This window comes from Parafrankia sp. BMG5.11 (assembly GCF_004337455.1).
The window spans coordinates 385,579-402,798 of the sequence record NZ_SJXI01000027.1 but is presented as its reverse complement, the minus strand read 5'-3'; the positions used below and the strand labels follow the sequence as shown (position 1 = coordinate 402,798).

The 17,220-nt window shown below is 66.1% G+C and carries 16 protein-coding genes; 8 read left to right on the top strand and 8 right to left on the bottom strand.

The features are described from left to right. Positions 1-48 precede the first annotated feature (48 nt). From E0504_RS19970 to E0504_RS19960, 3 genes are read left to right on the top strand one after another with little or no spacing between them, the layout of a single operon-like run. Positions 49-1,230, top strand: coding sequence for a VWA domain-containing protein (locus tag E0504_RS19970; RefSeq protein WP_131625478.1), 1,182 nt, complete (start codon positions 49-51; stop codon positions 1,228-1,230). A 27-nt stretch (positions 1,231-1,257) separates the two neighbouring features. Continuing rightward, entirely contained in the window at positions 1,258-1,635 is a 378-nt protein-coding gene (locus tag E0504_RS19965; RefSeq protein WP_131625477.1) for a hypothetical protein, read from the top strand. 51 nt (positions 1,636-1,686) lie between these two features. Next, positions 1,687-2,490 (top strand): lipid II flippase Amj family protein, encoded by an 804-nt coding sequence (locus E0504_RS19960; protein WP_131625476.1) that lies wholly within the window; start codon positions 1,687-1,689, stop codon positions 2,488-2,490. A 15-nt stretch (positions 2,491-2,505) separates the two neighbouring features. On the opposite strand, the gene E0504_RS19955 is transcribed toward E0504_RS19960, so the two are convergent. After that, entirely contained in the window at positions 2,506-3,705 is a 1,200-nt protein-coding gene (locus E0504_RS19955) for an exo-beta-N-acetylmuramidase NamZ domain-containing protein (protein WP_131625475.1), read from the bottom strand. Beyond that, a complete protein-coding gene (locus E0504_RS19950) occupies positions 3,702-4,244 on the bottom strand; it encodes a DOMON-like domain-containing protein (protein WP_131625474.1) in 543 nt (180 codons plus the stop codon). Before E0504_RS19950 ends, E0504_RS19955 begins: the two co-directional genes overlap by 4 nt. A 31-nt stretch (positions 4,245-4,275) precedes the next feature. Between E0504_RS19950 and tyrS the strand changes: the two genes are divergently transcribed. From tyrS to E0504_RS19925, 5 genes are all read left to right on the top strand, one after another. Continuing rightward, on the top strand, positions 4,276-5,481 hold the full coding sequence (tyrS, locus tag E0504_RS19945) for a tyrosine--tRNA ligase (RefSeq protein ID WP_131625473.1): 1,206 nt from the start codon (positions 4,276-4,278) through the stop codon (positions 5,479-5,481). A gap of 82 nt (positions 5,482-5,563) precedes the next feature. Continuing rightward, a complete protein-coding gene (locus E0504_RS19940) occupies positions 5,564-5,902 on the top strand; it encodes a PilZ domain-containing protein (protein WP_131625715.1) in 339 nt (112 codons plus the stop codon). A gap of 64 nt (positions 5,903-5,966) precedes the next feature. Next, on the top strand, positions 5,967-7,226 hold the full coding sequence (locus tag E0504_RS19935) for an MFS transporter (protein ID WP_131625472.1): 1,260 nt from the start codon (positions 5,967-5,969) through the stop codon (positions 7,224-7,226). Between the two features lie 28 nt (positions 7,227-7,254). Beyond that, positions 7,255-8,175, top strand: coding sequence for a cysteine synthase A (gene cysK, locus E0504_RS19930; RefSeq protein ID WP_131625471.1), 921 nt, complete (start codon positions 7,255-7,257; stop codon positions 8,173-8,175). A 2-nt stretch (positions 8,176-8,177) separates the two neighbouring features. After that, on the top strand, positions 8,178-8,864 hold the full coding sequence (locus E0504_RS19925; RefSeq protein WP_207974521.1) for a dienelactone hydrolase family protein: 687 nt from the start codon (positions 8,178-8,180) through the stop codon (positions 8,862-8,864). Here the strand turns inward: E0504_RS19925 and E0504_RS19920 are convergent. The 6 genes from E0504_RS19920 to E0504_RS19895 form a co-directional block, all read right to left on the bottom strand. After that, the gene (locus E0504_RS19920; RefSeq protein WP_131625469.1) at positions 8,861-9,289 is read right to left on the bottom strand and encodes a DUF1330 domain-containing protein; all 429 of its coding nucleotides are present in this window, start codon (positions 9,287-9,289) and stop codon (positions 8,861-8,863) included. The two genes, E0504_RS19925 and E0504_RS19920, sit on opposite strands and share 4 nt — an antisense overlap. A gap of 202 nt (positions 9,290-9,491) precedes the next feature. Then, positions 9,492-11,117: a long-chain fatty acid--CoA ligase gene (locus E0504_RS19915; protein WP_207974520.1), complete on the bottom strand. Its 1,626-nt coding sequence runs from the start codon at positions 11,115-11,117 to the stop codon at positions 9,492-9,494. Between the two features lie 41 nt (positions 11,118-11,158). Next, positions 11,159-14,629 carry a DNA polymerase III subunit alpha gene (dnaE, locus tag E0504_RS19910; protein ID WP_131625467.1) on the bottom strand — a complete coding sequence of 1,157 codons (3,471 nt, stop codon included), beginning with the start codon at positions 14,627-14,629 and terminating at the stop codon, positions 11,159-11,161. A 71-nt stretch (positions 14,630-14,700) separates the two neighbouring features. After that, positions 14,701-15,180: a glutathione peroxidase gene (locus E0504_RS19905; RefSeq protein ID WP_131625466.1), complete on the bottom strand. Its 480-nt coding sequence runs from the start codon at positions 15,178-15,180 to the stop codon at positions 14,701-14,703. Further along, positions 15,177-15,851, bottom strand: coding sequence for an ABC transporter ATP-binding protein (locus tag E0504_RS19900; protein ID WP_131625465.1), 675 nt, complete (start codon positions 15,849-15,851; stop codon positions 15,177-15,179). Before E0504_RS19900 ends, E0504_RS19905 begins: the two co-directional genes overlap by 4 nt. Beyond that, positions 15,844-17,085: a lipoprotein-releasing ABC transporter permease subunit gene (locus E0504_RS19895; RefSeq protein WP_131625464.1), complete on the bottom strand. Its 1,242-nt coding sequence runs from the start codon at positions 17,083-17,085 to the stop codon at positions 15,844-15,846. Before E0504_RS19895 ends, E0504_RS19900 begins: the two co-directional genes overlap by 8 nt. Positions 17,086-17,220: the final 135 nt, after the last annotated feature.

Genomic DNA, 17,220 nt, shown 5'->3' with positions numbered 1-17,220 from the left:
TCAGCGCAGCGCTGGCGCGCCGCCTGAAGACGCGGTATGCCCCGGCCCATGTTCTTCAATTTCGTCGACGAGCTGCGCAGCGCCGGCATTCCGGCCAGCTTCAAGGAACACCTCACGCTTCTCGAAGCGCTGGACAAGGACGTGATCGAGCAGACGCCCGAGGCGTTCTATTACCTCAGCCGCGCGACGTTCGTGAAGGACGAAGGGCTGATCGACCGGTTCGACCAGGTGTTCCAGAAGGTCTTCAAGGGCATCCTGACCGATTACGGCCAACAACAGGTCGACATTCCCGAAGACTGGCTGAAGGCGGTCGCCGAGAAGTTTCTCACCGCAGAGGAGATGGAGGCGATCAGGTCCCTCGGGTCGTGGGACGAGATCATGGAGACGCTGAAGAAGCGGCTCGAGGAACAGGAAAAGCGCCACCAGGGCGGCAACAAGTGGGTCGGTACCGGCGGCACCAGCCCGTTCGGCAATGGCGGCTACAATCCCGAAGGCGTGCGCATCGGCGGCGAAGGCAAGCACGGCAAGGCGCTGAAAGTGTGGGAGAAGCGCGAGTTCAAGAACCTCGACAACACCCGCGAGCTCGGCACCCGCAACATCAAGATGGCGCTGCGCCGCCTGCGCCGGTTCGCCCGCGAAGGCGCGGCGGACGAACTCGATATCGACGCGACGATCGAAGGCACCGCAAAGCAGGGCTGGCTCGACATCCAGATGCGCGCCGAGCGGCGCAACGCGATCAAGCTGCTGCTGTTTCTCGACGTCGGCGGATCGATGGACCCGTTCATCAAGCTGGTCGAGGAGCTGTTCAGTGCCGCGACCGCCGAATTCAAGAACCTGGAGTTCTTCTACTTTCACAACTGCCTGTACGAAGGCGTGTGGAAGGACAACCGCCGCCGCTGGGCCGAACGGACCAAGACTTGGGACATCCTCCACAAATACGGCCACGACTACAAGATCGTGTTCGTGGGCGACGCGGCGATGAGCCCGTACGAGATCACTCACCCCGGCGGCAGCGTGGAGCACATGAACGAGGAAGCCGGCGCAAGTTGGCTGCAGCGGGTAAATACCACCTACCCCGCGACCGTGTGGCTCAACCCCGTGCCTGAGCAGCAGTGGGGCTATTCGCAGTCGACCAAGATCATCAAGCAGTTGCTGAACGACCGGATGTACCCCCTGACCCTCGACGGGCTGGACGATGCCATGCGCGAGTTGAGCCGCAAACAGGGTTAAGGTAAACCAGCGGCAGGAGCGTACCCCATGCGAGTCATCCTGTTGCCCCTGCTCGCCGCAGCCGTGCCCGCTCTTGCAGCCGTGCCTGGGTCCGTGGCGCTACCGGCTCCAGTAGCCTCGCCCGACGCGATGATGCCGGCATACTCCCAGCCGCCGCAAGCATGGACCGACATCGACGAAGCTGTCGCCAGCCAGACCTGCGGCGACCGCATCGAGCAGGTTCGCGCGGCGGCGGGCCAGCCCCCGCTCGACAAGACACCTGCCGCTCCGCAGGAGGGTCTGCTGATCGCGGCAGTCGACAAGCGGATCGACGGCTGCGCGGTGATGCAGATGCACCGCGATGTGAACGACGTGCGGCCGTTGCCCGCTGCCAGCGGAAGCGCGAAGTTGCAGCCAGCCAAATAGGGCACGATTGGCGTAGCGCGGAACCTCGCCGCAGCTTAAGGGCCGCGCCCGATGGACATCCAGCTTATCGTCATTTGCGTGCTGACCTTCGGGATCAACCTGATCGGCACGCTCGCCTACGCCGCGCGCATCGCGGGCGTGCGCACCCGCCGGATCGCCATGAGCTTTGCGCTCTTCAACGTGCTGGTGCTGGTCAGCCGCACCGCCAACGGCTTCCTCGGCCCGTTCCTCGCCAAGCGGATCGAGGGGCGTCTGCTGGAAGGGGGCGGTGACGCGCTGGCGGGCGATTTCCGGCTGGTGCTGGCGAGCGCTTCCGTCGCGGTGTTCGTCGGCATCCTGCTCGTGCCCACGGGCCAGCGGTTGTTCGCGCGCGCGATCGCGCACTTCCAGCGGCACCGTTCGACCGGCAAGCTGATCCTGCGTTCCGCCACCCCGTCGGGGCTCAGAACCGTACGCGAGGAGGTATCGCTGCCGGGCCGCGCGCATCTCGGCGCGCTGCGCAAGCCCCTCGGCGTGTCGTGGACGGTGCTGGCGGGCAACGCATTGGCCCAGGCGCTGCTGACGGTGGGCGTGGTCGCCTCGCTCTATGCAGGGTATCTCGCGCCGGAATTCCGCGTCACCGCCAGCCAGTTGTCGGCCGTGATCAATGGATTTGCCACCATCCTGCTGTTCGCGCTGATCGACCCCCAACTGTCGGTGATGACCGACGATGTCGTCGAAGGCCGGATCGACGAGCCGCTGTTTCGCCGCACGATCGTGTGGATCAGCTTCAGCCGCCTGTTCGGCACGCTGCTCGCGCAGGCGTTCTTCATTCCGTCAGCCGCGCTGGTCGCGTGGATCGCGGTCCACGCATAGCGCCGCGGCGCGGCGTCAGTAGAGCAGCAGATCGGCCACTTCCGCACGCCAGCGTTCCTCATCGGAACCGGCCTTGGTTTCCAGATCGAGCGGCTCGGCGCTTTCGTCGTCCACCCATTCGCGCAAGGCAGGCCCGCCGTTGATCACATCGATCGCCAGGCGCTTGAATTCGTATTCGTAGGGAAAATCGCGCCACAGGTCGTAATCCGGCCGCAGCCGCCGGATCGCCTTGAACGCGAGCGCCTGCAGCCGCCACGGCCGAAAGGCGTGGTGATCGTAGAACCCCTGCTCTGCGTGGATCATCAGCCCGCTGTTGAGCTGCTTGGCGTGCTTGTGAAAGGTCGGCTCGAAAAAGCACGGGCGGATCGCGCAGCCGTCCAGCCAGCGGGGCGCAATCCGGCGCATCTCGGCGAGCACGTCCGCACCGTCGAGATCGGGCGCGCCGAACAGCACTTCCAGCGGACGGGTCGTGCCGCGGCCTTCCGACAGGGTGGTCCCTTCGAGCATCACCGTGCCGGCATATGCGCGCGCCATGTTGAGGCTGGCGGCGTTCGGGCTGGGGTTGATCCACACCCGGTCTTCCGGCCAGCCGAAGCCGGGACCCTCTTCCGGCAGCCATCGATCCATCCCGATCACGCGGTAATCGACGTCGAGCTTGAAGTGGCGGATGAACCAGTGGCCCATCTCCCCCATGGTCAGCCCGTGGCGCATCGGCATCGGCCCCGCGCCGACGAAACTTTCCTGCCCCGGCAGCAGCAGCGTACCCTCGATCGGGCGGCCGGCGGGATTCGGCCGATCGAGCACCCACACCGTCTTGCCCGTCTTGCTCGCCGCCTGCAGCAGGTAGAGCAGCGTCGTGACGAAGGTGTAGATCCGGCAGCCGAGGTCCTGCAGGTCGAACAGGAAGACGTCCGCCGTGCTCATCATCTGCCCGGTGGGTTTGCGGACCTCGCCATACAGGCTGAACACCGGAATGCCGTATGCCGGGTCCACCTCGTCGGCGGTTTCGACCATGTTGTCCTGCTTGTCCCCCTTCAGGCCATGCTGCGGCCCGAATGCGCTGGTGACGTTCACCCCGGCAGCGATCAGCGCGTCGAGGCTGTGCGTCAGGTCCTCGGTCACCGACGCGGGATGCGCGACCAGCGCGACGCGGCGGCCGTGCAGTTGCTGGAGAAGCTCCGGCTCGCTCAGCAGCCGGTCGATGCCGAATTTCATGGCTGCGCAGGTGGCGTAAGCTCGGCGGTGAAGCAAGCGGGGTCATGGAAATCGGGCTTCGCCGCCGGGTGCGCGAGTGCCCAGAAGCTCTTCACCCCGCCCTGCTCCTCGATCACCGCCGCGAAGTTTGCCGCCGCTGGCAGCACGGGCAGGACATCGCGCGGGATCGCCGCATCGAAGATGGCGAAGCTGCTGCCCTGCCGCATCGTGCAGTCGGGTTCGCGCGATGCGGGCCGTTCGGCCATGCCGTCCCGGTAGCCTGAGAAATCATACGCCGCCCACCGCTCTGACGGCGAGAGGTTCAGCTCGACATAGGCATCGCCGCCAGCGGGGCGCAGGAACAGTTCGAAGCAGGTGGTCTGCCACAACTCGTCCGCGCGGCCGCGCCCGGCGAAGGGCGGGATCACCAGCCCTTGCGCGCCCTCGACCCGCCAGCGCACGCGCAGCCAGTCGGCATCGAAGCCGATCACCCGCGCCTCGATGCCCGAGACCCGCGCCGGCGGATGCGCGGGATGCGCGCTCAGTTGATGCGTTTGCATGTGTCGGCCCTCGTGCTAACCGCCCGCCGCGATGAGCGACTACCAATCCGATCTGCTGCGCCTGCTCGAACAGCGGGGCTATGTCCACCAGATGACCGACGCCGCGGGGCTGGACGCCCTTGCCGCGCGCCAGATCGTGCCGGGCTATATCGGGTTCGACGCCACCGCGCCCAGCCTGCACATCGGCAGCTTGGTGCAGATCATGATGCTGCGCCGCCTGCAGCAGACCGGGCACAAGCCGATCGTCCTGATGGGCGGCGGCACCACCCGGATCGGCGACCCCACCGGGCGCGACGAAAGCCGCAAGATGCTGACCGATCAGGCGATCGCGGACAACATCGCGGGCATCTTCACGGTGTTCGACAAGCTGCTGACGTTCGGCGACGGGCCGACCGACGCGGTGATGGTCGACAATCACGATTGGCTGGGCCAGCTCGGTTACATCGAGCTGCTGCAGGAAGTCGGCACGCACTTCACCGTCAACCGGATGCTGACGTTCGATTCGGTGCGATTGCGGCTGGAGCGCGAGCAGCCGATGACGTTCCTCGAATTCAACTACATGATCCTGCAGGGCTATGACTTCCGCCATCTGTCTCGCGAGATGGGCGTGCGGCTGCAGATGGGCGGCAGCGACCAGTGGGGCAACATCGTCAACGGGGTGGAACTGGGCCGCCGGATGGACGGGGCGGAGCTGTTCGGCCTTACCACCCCGCTGCTGACCACCGCCGATGGCGCCAAGATGGGCAAGACCGCCGCGGGTGCGGTGTGGCTGAACGAGGCGCAGCTGCCGGCCTACGACTTCTGGCAGTTCTGGCGCAACGTGGACGATCGCGACGTGGGCCGGTTCCTGAAGCTGTTTACCGACTTGCCGCTGGACGAGGTCGCCCGGCTGGAAGCGCTTCAGGGGGCCGAGATCAACGCCGCCAAGATCGTGCTCGCCAACGAGGTCACGCGCCTGGTGCGCGGCGACGAGGCTGCCCGCACTGCGGAGGCGACCGCATCGACGACCTTTGCCGGCGGCGCTGGCGAAGACCTGCCTACGCTGGCGCTGGAGCCGGACATGACCTTTGCCGCCGCGCTCACCGCGCTGGGCTTCACCGCGTCGAACGGCGAAGCCAAGCGCAAGGTGGCCGAAGGCGCGGTCAAGCTTGACGGGGAGCCGGTGACCGATCCTGCCGCCCCGGCACGGGCGGGACGCATCAGCCTGGGCAAGAAGCGCCACGGCGTGCTGACCTGAAGCGTCGCGCCGCGGCTTAACCCAAAATCAGCGATTGGCCGCTATCCGAGCCGTTCCAGGTCAACGGAAGGGCGGTGTCATAGTGTCTGTCGGAGCTCAGCTATCGGTCACCGACCTGCGCCGCGCCGCGCGGCATCCGGTCGATTTCCCGGTGATCGCGGAGCACCATGAGCGGGGCGACCTGAAGCTGCACATCGCCAACCTGTCGGCACACGGCTTCATGATCGACGACGCGAGCGGGATTGCCCGCGGCGACCGGGTGATCATCCGCCTGCCCGAGATCGGCCGGATCGAGGCCTATGTCATCTGGGTGCGCGAGGAGCGCGCGGGCTTCCAGTTCGAGCGGATCATCCGGCTGGACGATTTCATGCGCATCATCGAGGCGCTGCAGCCCAATCCCCGCCTGCGCCGCGCGCGCTGAGCGCGAAGTTAAGCCAACCGGCTGAATAGCAAAGGCTTGGTTGGCAAGCCGCCGGGCCACTGTCATGGGCGTGGAGGTGAGCGTCGCCGCCCCCCACCCTCTCACCATTCCAGCGTTCCGCGCGTATTTCGTGTCCCGCCTGTTCGCCACCATCGCGATCAGCGCGCAGGCGATCATCATCGGCTGGCAAGTCTATGGCATCGCCCGCGAAACGCTGGACATCCGGGAGTCGGCCTTCCTGCTCGGCATGATCGGCCTGGTGCAGTTCGTGCCGCTGTTCCTGCTGACCCCGATGGTGGGCCTGTTCGCCGATACGTATGACCGGCGCTGGATCGTGCGCGGGACCAACGCGCTGCTGACGGTCAATGCGGCCGCCTTGGGTTTCCTGACGTTTGCCGGCCAGTTGACCTTGCCGTTCCTGTTTGGCGCTGCCGCGATCATCGGCATCGCGCGGGCGTTTTCGGGCCCCGCATTCTCCGCGCTTGCCCCCAATCTGGTGCCGCGCGAAAGCCTGCCGACCGCCATTGCGGTCAGCTCCATCGCGTGGCAGGTGGGGATGATCGCCGGCCCGAGCATCGGCGGGGTGTTGTATGCGATCCATCCCGACATCGCCTATGCAGCAATTTCGGCGATGCTGTTCGCGGCACTGCTGGCGGTGTTCCTGATTCCCAAAGTCCCCCAGCCTCCGCTGCAAAAGGATCGCCGGCCGATCCACCGGGTGATCGACGGGTTCCGCTATGTGCGCAACAACCGCCTGGTGTTGGCGACGATCACGCTGGACCTGTTCGTGGTGCTGCTGGCGGGCGCGACCGCGCTGCTGCCGGTGTTCGCGCGCGACATCCTGCACGTCGGCGCTGACGGGTTCGGCATCCTCGCCGCCGGGATGGGCATCGGCGCCACCGCCGCTTCGGTGTGGTTCTCCGTGCGCCCGATGCGAACCAACGTGGGGGTCAAGATGCTTGGCGCGGTGCTGATCTTTGCCCTCGCCGTGCTGACGTTTGGCCTGTCGAAGTGGTTCTGGCTCAGTTTCGGCGCGCTGACCGTGGCGGGAGCGGCGGACATGGTGTCGGTCTACGTCCGCCAGTCGCTGATCCAGTTGCACACCCCTGACGAGATGCGCGGCCGTGTGGGAGCAGTATCGGCGCTGACGATCTCTGCTTCTAACGAATTGGGAGAGGCGGAGAGCGGCATGCTCGCCGCGCTGATCGGCCCAGTGGGCGCGGTCGTGTTCGGCGGGGTGGCCGCGATCGGGATCACACTGGCGTGGTCGCGGTTGTTTCCAGAGTTGCGCCTTGCCAAGACCTTCGACCCGCCTGCACATTGACCATGGCAACGCCACCAGGAGTAACACGATGAAAGCCGACAGCGTCCTTGCCGTAATCGGCAACACCCCGCACATTCGCCTCTCGCGCATGTTTCCCACTCACGACGTGTGGGTGAAGAGCGAACGCGGCAATCCGGGCGGCTCGATCAAGGACCGCATCGCGCTGGCGATGATCGAGGATGCCGAAGCATCCGGCGCGCTCAGCCCCGGGGGGACGATCATCGAGCCGACCAGCGGCAACACCGGCATCGGCCTTGCCATGGTGGCCGCAGTGAAAGGCTACAAGCTCATCCTGGTGATGCCCGAAAGCATGAGCATCGAACGGCGGCGGCTGATGCTGGCCTATGGGGCGAAGTTCGATCTGACGCCCAAGGAAGGCGGCATGAAGGCAGCCATCGCGCGCGCGCAGGAACTGACCGAGCAGACGCCGGGCGGGTGGATGGCGCAGCAGTTCGACAATCCGGCCAATATCGCGGTTCATGCGCGCACCACGGCGCAGGAAATCCTGGCCGATTTTCGCGATACGCCCATCGACGTGCTGATCACCGGCGTCGGCACCGGCGGGCACCTGACGGCTTGTGCCGAAGTGCTCAAGCAGACCTGGAGCGGGCTGAAGGCGTTCGCGGTGGAGCCCACCCTGTCGCCGGTCATCAGCGGCGGCCAGCCGGGGCCCCACCCGATCCAGGGAATCGGCGCGGGCTTCATTCCGACAAACCTGCACACTCAGTCGATCGACGGCGCGATCCAGGTGGACCCTGAAGACGCCCGCGAGATGGCCCGCCGCTGCGCGCGCGAGGAGGGTATCCTGGTCGGCATCTCGAGCGGCGCGACCCTGGCGGCCATTGCCAGGAAGCTGCCTGAACTCGATCCCGACGCTCGCGTGCTCGGGTTCAATTACGACACCGGAGAGCGCTATCTCTCGGTGCCGGACTTCCTGCCCGAATCGTGATCGTGGAGACCGTCGCCTACCGCGAGGGCGGCACCGCGCTCTCCGCGCTGGTGGTGCGCCCGGCGTTTCCGCCGCGCGCGGCGGTGGCGGTGTTTCCGACGATCTTCAATCCCACTCCGGGGGTGATGGCAAAAGCCCATGCCCTGGCGGACGCGGGTTATCTGGCGGTCGTGTGCGATTTTTATGGCGAGGCGCCCGCCGACATGGCGGATGCCTTCGCTCGTGCCGAGCGGTTGCGCGCCGACACCGATGGATACCGGTCACGCCTTCGTGCCGGTTTGACGGTGCTGGCCGAACAGGCCGGGCCATTGCCCTTGCTGGCGATCGGCTTCTGCATGGGCGGCCAGGCCGTGCTCGAACTGGCCCGCGACGGAGCGGACCTGGCTGCGGTGGTGAGCTTTCACGGCCTGCTCAATACGGCGCGTCCGGCGGCCGCGCCCGTCAAACCGCGCATCCTGGTGTGCCACGGCGATGCCGATACGCTGGTGCCCCGCGCGCAAGTGATGGCGTTCTGGGAGGAGATGGACGCTGTCGGCGCCAACTGGCACTTCCACAGCTATGCCGGCGTGGCCCACGGGTTCACTAATCCCGCCATGCTGGATGGTGCCGCCAATCCAGCCTACGACGCCAGCGCCGACCGGCAAAGCTGGGCGGCAATGCTGTCGATGTTTGACGAAGTGCTCGGCTAGAAGCCGTCCCCCGCCGGCTGCGGTGCGAACCGCACCAGCCGGCTGTCGGCCAGCGCCGCCGTGCGGTTGACCACCGCGCGCTGGTAGTCCGGGTCCTTGATCATCTCCAGGAATGCCGCGGCGCTGGGGTACTGCGCGATGAAGCCGTCATCCCAGCGCATGTCGTCAGGGCCGGTGACGACCGTCTGGAAGGCGCCGCGCCACACCAGGGTGCCGCCCACCCGGCGGAAGATCGCGCCGCTGGTGGCGCCGTACTCCGCGTATGCGCGCCGCCCGCTCCAACCTTTGCCGGCATGCTCGTTGCCATCGGGATATTCCGCCTGATCACGGTAGCGCAGCAGGTTGAGCATCTGGATCGGCTGGTCGCGCGGCAGGTTCTTGAACGCGTCGAAGTTGGCGCGCGAGGGATCGATGTAGACCGTCATGGGGCATAACTCTCCAGGTAGCCACATCCCGCGCAGCGCCAGGTCGCGATCTCACGCCTCTGCCGCTTATCGACTTTGAGGCCCCACCACCTGGGGGCGGGTTTGCCGGGATGCCAGTGACCCACCATCGCCATGTTCCCGTCACCGAGCTCGATCGAAAATCCCTCTTCCATCAAGCGGCCGCACCGGGCGCAGTTGAGGATCAAGCCACGTCCTCGGCCACCAGTCGGTAGTCGCGGAACTGCTCGCGCAAATCTTTCTTGCTGATCTTGCCGGTGCCGGTGTGAGGGATCTCGTCAACGAACTCGATTGCATCGGGCAGCCACCACTTGGCGACCTTGTCCGACAAATGCGCCAGCACTTCCGCCGGGGTGACGCTCGCGCCCTGCTTGGCGACGCAGACCAGGATCGGGCGTTCATCCCACCTGGGATGCGCGATGCCGATCGCGGCCGCCTCGGCGATTGCCGGGTGCCCCACCGCGGCGTTCTCCAGTTCGACGGAACTGATCCATTCACCGCCCGACTTGATCACGTCCTTGGTCCGGTCGGTCAATTGCAGCGTGCCGTCGGGATGGATGACCGCCACGTCGCCGGTGTCGAACCACCGCTCGGCGTTCGCCGCGTCCTCCTCCGCCTTGAAATAGCGCTGGATGACCCACGGCCCGCGCACCTGCAGCGCGCCGGAGGTCTGGCCGTCGCGTGGCAGCTCCCGGGTGGGATCGTCGAGGTCGACGCAGCGTAGTTCCACCCCGAACGCAGGCCGTCCCTGCTTCTGGACCAAGGCGACCCGTTCAGCGAAGTCCATCTCGTCCCACGACGACGGATACGCGCCGGTGGTGCCGATCGGGCTGGTCTCGGTCATGCCCCAGGCATGAGCCACCCGCACGCCGTTGTTCATCAGCCGCTCGATCATGAACTTGGGCGCAGCCGAACCGCCGATGATCGCGGTCTCCAGCTTGCCGATGTCGCGCACGTCCTTTCCGATCGAATCGAGGTGCTGGAACATGCCGAGCCAGACCGTTGGCACGCCGGCCGAGTGCGTCACGCGCTCCCGGTCGAACAGCTCGCACAGCACGGCGGGATCGTTGACCGCCGAATAGACGAATTTGATCCCCGGAATCGCCCCGGCCCAGGGCAGGCCCCAGCTGGCCGCATGGAACATCGGCACGATCGGCAGCATGACCGCCCGCGAATCCAGATCGAACAGGTTGGGCTGAACGCCCGCCATGGCGTGCAGCATGGTCGAGCGATGCTCGTACAGCACGCCTTTGGGGTGTCCCGTGGTGCCGCTGGTGTAGCACAGCATGCACGGATCGCGTTCGGCGACCTCGGCCCACGCGGTGTCACCGTCGTGCGCTCCAATCCAATCCTCGAAGCCGAGCACGTCCGACCCGGTCGGGGGATCGAAACAGACGTATGTGGTGACGGTCGGCCAGCAATCCCGCATCCGGTCGACGATCGGCTGGAACACCGCGTCGTACAGCAGCACCCGGTCCTCGGCATGGTTGACGATGTATTCGAGCTGGTCGTCAAACAACCGCGGGTTGATGGTGTGCAGCACGCCGCCCACGCCCACCGCGCCGTACCAGGTCACCAAGTGGCGCGCGTGGTTCATCGCCAGGGTGGCGACCCGGTCACCCTTGCCCACGCCGGCAGCGCGCAGAGCCTGCGTCATCTTCAGCGCATCGCGCCGGACTTTCGCCCACGTCGTGCGCGTTTCGCTGCCATCGGCCCAATGAGTGACGTGCTCGCGCTCTCCGTATTCACGCGCGGCATGATCGATCAGGTGAGTGACCACGAGGTCCCAGTCCTGCATCGCTCCCAGCATTGGCATTCTCTCCCTGTGGCGCCCTCTCGTGCAGGAGGGCCTCAGGCCACCAGACGCAAGCTCGGCGCGCGCTGGGTGCCAAGCTGCACATTGGCAAGTCCGTCGAGGCTTGCCAAGCGCTCGGCGAGATCGCCGTCGAGCTGGAAGTTGTGACCCAGGATCATCTCCGGCTCGTGCTCGCCGCCGGTGCGCAGCTTGACCCGCACCTCGCCCCGGCCATCCGCGCCCGTTTCCAGCAGGTTGCGCAGGGTGGCAAACCCGTCGGGCGCGGTGACATCGAGGGTGAGCACCATCCGTGCACCCGCCTTCACGTCGCGCAACGGCCGTGCGCCGCGCACGGTGATCCGCGGCGGCTCGTCCGGGCTAGGGCTGTCGAGTTCGACGTTGAGGAGGATCGACGTGCCGTCTTCGGCCCAATTCACGAAGCTCGCGATCAGCGTCTCTTCAAAACACGCGGCCGAAAACTGCCCGCTGCTGTCGGAGAAGTCCGCGCGCACGAAGTCCTTGCCCCGCTTGGTCCGCCCGCGATTCACCTTTTCCACCATCGCCGCCATGACCGCGGTGGCGCGGCCCCCCGCGGGAGCGCCCCCGCCCATCAGCGAGGCATAGCTGCGCGCGCCATTGGCGGACGCGATCGCGCGATACTGTTCCACCGGATGCGCAGAGAAATAGAATCCGAAGTTGTCGCGCTCCTTGGCCATGCGCTCGGTGCGCGGCCAGTCCTCCGCCTCCTTCAGGCGCAGGGTGCTGTCCGCCTGCGCCTCGCCACCGAACAGGCCGCCCTGCCCGCTCTCGCGTTCGCGGTTGGCAGCCTCCGTCACCGCCAGCAGCAGATCGACGTTGGCGTAGAGCTTGCCGCGGTTGGGCTCCAGCGCATCGAGCGCCCCAGCCGCGATCAGCCCTTCAAGCTGGCGCGAATTCATCGACCCCTTGGGCAGGCGCTGGAACAAGTCCTCGACGCTCTCGAACGCGCCGCTCGCCTCGCGCTCCGCGACGAGCGCTTCCATCGCTTTTTCGCCCACGTTGCGGATGCCCGCCAGCGCATAGCGCACGGCGTAGCCATCGTCCGTCCGCTCGACGGTGAATTCAGCCTCGGAACGGTTCACATCGGGCGGTGCGATGACCGTTCCGCCGCGCCGCGCGTCATCCACGAACACCGCCAGCTTTTCCGACTGATGCATGTCGAAGCACATCGAGGCGGCGTAGAATTCTTCCGGGTAGTGGGCCTTCAGCCACGCGGTCTGATACGACAGCAGCGCATAGGCGGCGGCGTGGCTCTTGTTGAAGCCGTAACCGGCAAACTTGTCGATCAAATCGAACAGTTCGTTCGCCTTCGCTTGCTCGATGCCGGAGTGAGTCTTGCACCCTTCCACGAAACGCTGGCGCTGGGCGTCCATCTCGGCCTGCACCTTCTTGCCCATCGCGCGGCGCAGCAAGTCGGCGTCGCCCAGCGAATAGCCGGCGAGGATCTGCGCGGCCTGCATCACCTGTTCCTGGTACACGATGATGCCGTACGTTTCGGCGAGGATGGCCTCAAGCTTCGGGTGCGGATACTCAATCACCTCCAGCCCGTTCTTGCGCCGCCCGAACAGCGGAATGTTGTCCATCGGGCCGGGGCGATAGAGCGCGCCGATGGCGATGATGTCGCCGAAGTTGCTGGGCTTCACGGCAGACAGCGCACGGCGCATGCCTTCGGATTCGAGCTGGAAGACGCCGACGGTGTCGCCTTTCTGCAGCAGCGCGTAGACCGCCGGATCGTCCCACTCGAGCGCGCTCAGGTCGATGTCGATCCCGCGCCTGGCCAGCAGCTCGACTGCCTTTTGCAGCACCGACAGGGTCTTCAGACCCAGGAAGTCGAATTTGACCAGACCCGCACTCTCGACATGCTTCATGTCGAACTGGGTGACCGGCATGTCCGAACGGGGATCGCGGTAGAGCGGCACCAGCTTGGCCAGCGGCCGGTCCCCGATGACCACGCCGGCGGCGTGCGTGGAGCTGTTGCGCGGGAAACCTTCGAGCTGCATCGCAAGGTCGAGCAGGCGCTTGACCTCGTCGTGGTTCTCGTACTCGCGCTTGAACTCAGCCACGCCGTTCAGCGCGCGCGGCAGGGTCCACGGGTCGGTCGGATGGTTGGGCACCATCTTGCACAACCGGTCCACGTGCCCGTAGCTCATCTGCAGGATGCGTCCGCAATCGCGCAGCACGGCGCGCGCCTTGAGCTTGCCGAAGGTGATGATCTGCGCGACGTGATCGTGCCCGTATTTGGCCTGCACATAGCGGATCACCTCGCCGCGCCGCGTTTCGCAGAAGTCGATGTCGAAGTCCGGCATGGACACGCGTTCCGGGTTTAGGAAGCGTTCGAACAGCAGGCCCAGGCGAATGGGATCGAGGTCGGTGATGGTCAGCGACCATGCCACCAGCGAACCCGCGCCCGAACCACGGCCCGGGCCCACCGGGATGCCCTGCTCCTTGGCCCACTTGATGAAGTCGGCGACGATCAGGAAGTAGCCGGGAAAGCCCATCTGGTTGATGACGTCGATCTCGAACTCAAGCCGGTCGCGATAGACCCTGAGCTCGTCGTCCGAGAGCGCGTCATATTTTTCCAGGCGCGCCGCAAGGCCGCGGCGGGAGTCCTCAGCCAGCAGGCGCTTCTCGCCCTCGATATCGCCGGCCAGGCTGGGCAGGATCGGGTCGCGCCTGGGCGGCGCGTAAGCGCAGCGGCGAGCGATCACGAGTGTGTTTGCCAACGCCTCGGGCAAGTCGGGAAACAGCTCCTGCATCATCGGCGCCGACTTGATGAACGCTTCCGGGTTCGACCTCGGACGCTCGGCGGCATCGATATGCGTGCTCGCCGCGATGCACAGCATGGCGTCGTGCGCGGCGTAGAAATGGGGGTCGCCGAACTGGGCCGGGTTCGTCGCGACCAGCGGCAGATCGCGCGCATAGGCAAGATCGATCAGCGCATCCTCGGCCGCCTCGCACAGCGGATGACTGCGGCGGGCGATCTCGATGTACAGCCGGTCGGGAAACAGGGCCTGGAGGCGGCCGCAGAGCATTTCAGCTTCATCAGCCTTACCGTCCGCCAGCAGCCGGGTCAGCGCGCCCTCGCCCGCGCCGGAAAGCGCGATCAGCCCGTCAGTCCGCCCTTCAAGATCGCTGAAATGGACATGCGCTTCGAGTTCGACCGGCCGGGCCAGATGCGCCTTGCTGACCAGGTGGCAAAGGTTTTCGTACCCCGCCTCGTCCTGCGCAAACAACGGCAGGTGGTCGATCGTCTCCCCGCTCGCGTCGCGCGCAACGCCCAGCAGCGCGCCGACGATCGGCTGGATGCCTTTTTCAAAGCAGGCGGCAGCGAACGGGATCGCGCCATAGAGACCGTTGCGATCGCAAATCGCGGTCGCCGGGAACCCACGCTCCTTCGCCAGGCGCGCAATGGTCTTGGGATCAATCGCCCCCTCGAGCATCGAATAGCTCGACATGACGCGCAACGGGACGAATGGGGCGAAGGCCATCAGGACAGATTAGGGATTAGCGCCAGAATCGGAAGGTCCGCGGAGCTGCATTTCTCCACAGCTGACGGGGGCTAGAGCAGCTTCTCGATGTCTTGTTCGATGCTCGCCGGCGTGTCAGTCGGGGCGTACCGCCGCACAACCTTGCCGTCCCGGTCGATCAGGAACTTGGTGAAGTTCCACTTGACCGACTTGGAGCCCATCAGCCCCGGCGCCTCGCGCTTCATCCAGTCGTACAACGGACTGGCGGCAGCGCCGTTGACGTCCACCTTCTTCAGCACCGGAAAGGTGACGTCATAGGTCAGCTTGCAGAAGCTGGCGATTTCCTCCGCATTGCCGGGCTCCTGCGCGCCGAACTGGTTGCAGGGGAAGCCCAGCACCTCTAACCCGCGCTCGGCATATTTGCGCTGCAGCGCTTCCAGCCCTTCGTACTGCGGGGTGAAGCCGCACCGCGAAGCGACATTGACCACCAGCAGGACCTTGCCGAGCTTCTCGGACAGGTCGAGCGGTGCGCCGTCGGGCGTTTCGACGGTAAAATCGGCGATAGTGGTCATTCGAGCACTCCCTCGTGCAAGCGTACCACGCGGTCCATCTTCGCCGCCAGCCGCTCATTATGCGTGGCGACCAGCGCGGCGCTGCCTTCTCCGCGAACGAGTTCGAGGAACTCGGCGAACACCTTGTCCGCGGTATGCTCGTCCAGGTTCCCGGTCGGCTCGTCCGCCAGCACCAGCTGAGGTCGGTTGGCGAGTGCACGGGCGACCGCCACCCGCTGCTGTTCGCCGCCAGAGAGCTGGCTCGGCCGGTGTGTCAGTCGGTGCCCCAGGCCCAGCGCGGTCAGGATCTCGCGCGCCCGTTCCTCAGCCGCGGCGCGCGACCGGCCCGATACCAGCTGCGGCATGATCACGTTTTCGGTCGCGTTGAAATCGGGCAGCAAGTGGTGGAACTGGTATACGAAGCCAAGGTGATCGCGGCGCAGCCTGGTGCGGCCGTCGGTCGGCAGCGCGCTCGCATCTGCCCCGACGATCTCAATCTTGCCGCCGAAGCCGCCTTCCAGCAGCCCGACCGCCTGTAACATGGTCGACTTGCCCGACCCCGAAGGGCCCAGCAGCGCCACGATCTCCCCCGGAAGGATCGACAGGTTGACCCCGCGCAGCACGTCGATGCGCACGCCGCCCTGCTCGAACGAGCGGGTCAGGTTGGTCAGGCGAACGACGGCATCACTCATAGCGCAGCACCTGGACAGGGTCGGTGCTCGACGCCTTCAGCGAGGGATAAAGCGTCGCCAGGAAGCTGAGGATCAGCGCCAGCGAGGCGATGCCGATGATCTCGACCGGATCGGCCCGTGCGGGCAGCGTCGAGAGGAACCGAACCGATGGATCCCACAGGTTCTGGCCCGTCAACCGCTGGATCACCTCGACGATATTCTGCCGGAAATAGAGGATGATGAAGCCGAGCACCAGGCCGGCCATGGTGCCGACCGCCCCGATGGTGAAGCCGGTCGTCACGAAGATCTTCAGCAGGCTGCGACGGGTCGCGCCCATGGTCCGCATGATCGCGATATCGCGGGTCTTGGCGCGCACCAGCATGACCAGGCTGGAAAGGATATTGAACGCAGCCACCAGCACGATCATCGACAGGGCGAAGAACATCGCTACCCGCTCCACCTCCAGCGCTTCGAACAGCGAAGAGTTGATCTGCCGCCAGTCGGACACCACCGCCCGGCCCGACAGCTTGCGCGCCAGCGGCGCCAGGTATTCGCCGACCTTGTCCGCGTCCTGGGTCTTCACCTCGATCATGCCGATCGTGTCGCCGGTCAGCATCAGCGTCTGGGCATCGGCGATCGGCATGACGACGAACTTCTCGTCGTAATCGTACACCCCTATCTCGAATATCGCGGCGACCCGGTAGCCCACCTGGCGAGGCACCGTGCCGAAGGGCGTCGACCGACCGGCAGGGTTGATCACGGTGATCGTGTCCCCGACCTGCGCGCCGATGTTTTCGGCCAGTCGGGCGCCGATCGCGACGTTGCTGGCATCGGGCCGCAGCCCGCCGAGATCCCCCTGGATCACATTGGGCTGCATGCGCTGGATGTCCTGCGCGGTATTGCCGCGCACCAGCACGCCTTCGACCCGGCCGTTGAAGGTCACCAGCAGGGGCTGTTCGATCAGCGGGCTCGCGCTGACGACACCGGGCGTCTTGCGCACGTCCTGCAGCACGTCCTGCCAGTTATCCAGCCGACCGCCGTATGCCTGGATGATGGCATGCCCGTTGAGGCCCACGATCTTGTCCAGCAGTTCGGCCCGGAAGCCGTTCATCACGCTCATCACCACGACGAGCAGGGCGACAGACAACATTACCACGCCCACGCTGATGCCGGCGACGAGCGCGATGAAGCCCTCGCCCTTGCCGGGCAGCATGTAGCGCTTGGCCACGGTCCATTCGAAAGGGGAGAGGATCAAGCGGTTCGTTTCGTTAAGCGAGGGTTTCGCGGCGGCGGTGTAGGGGCCGAGTGGCCGGCGCGCAACGGGTGATGGTGAGCAGCCTGCCCTTGTCATCGTGTCGTACAATCGCCATTAGCCCCACGAGCAGCGAGG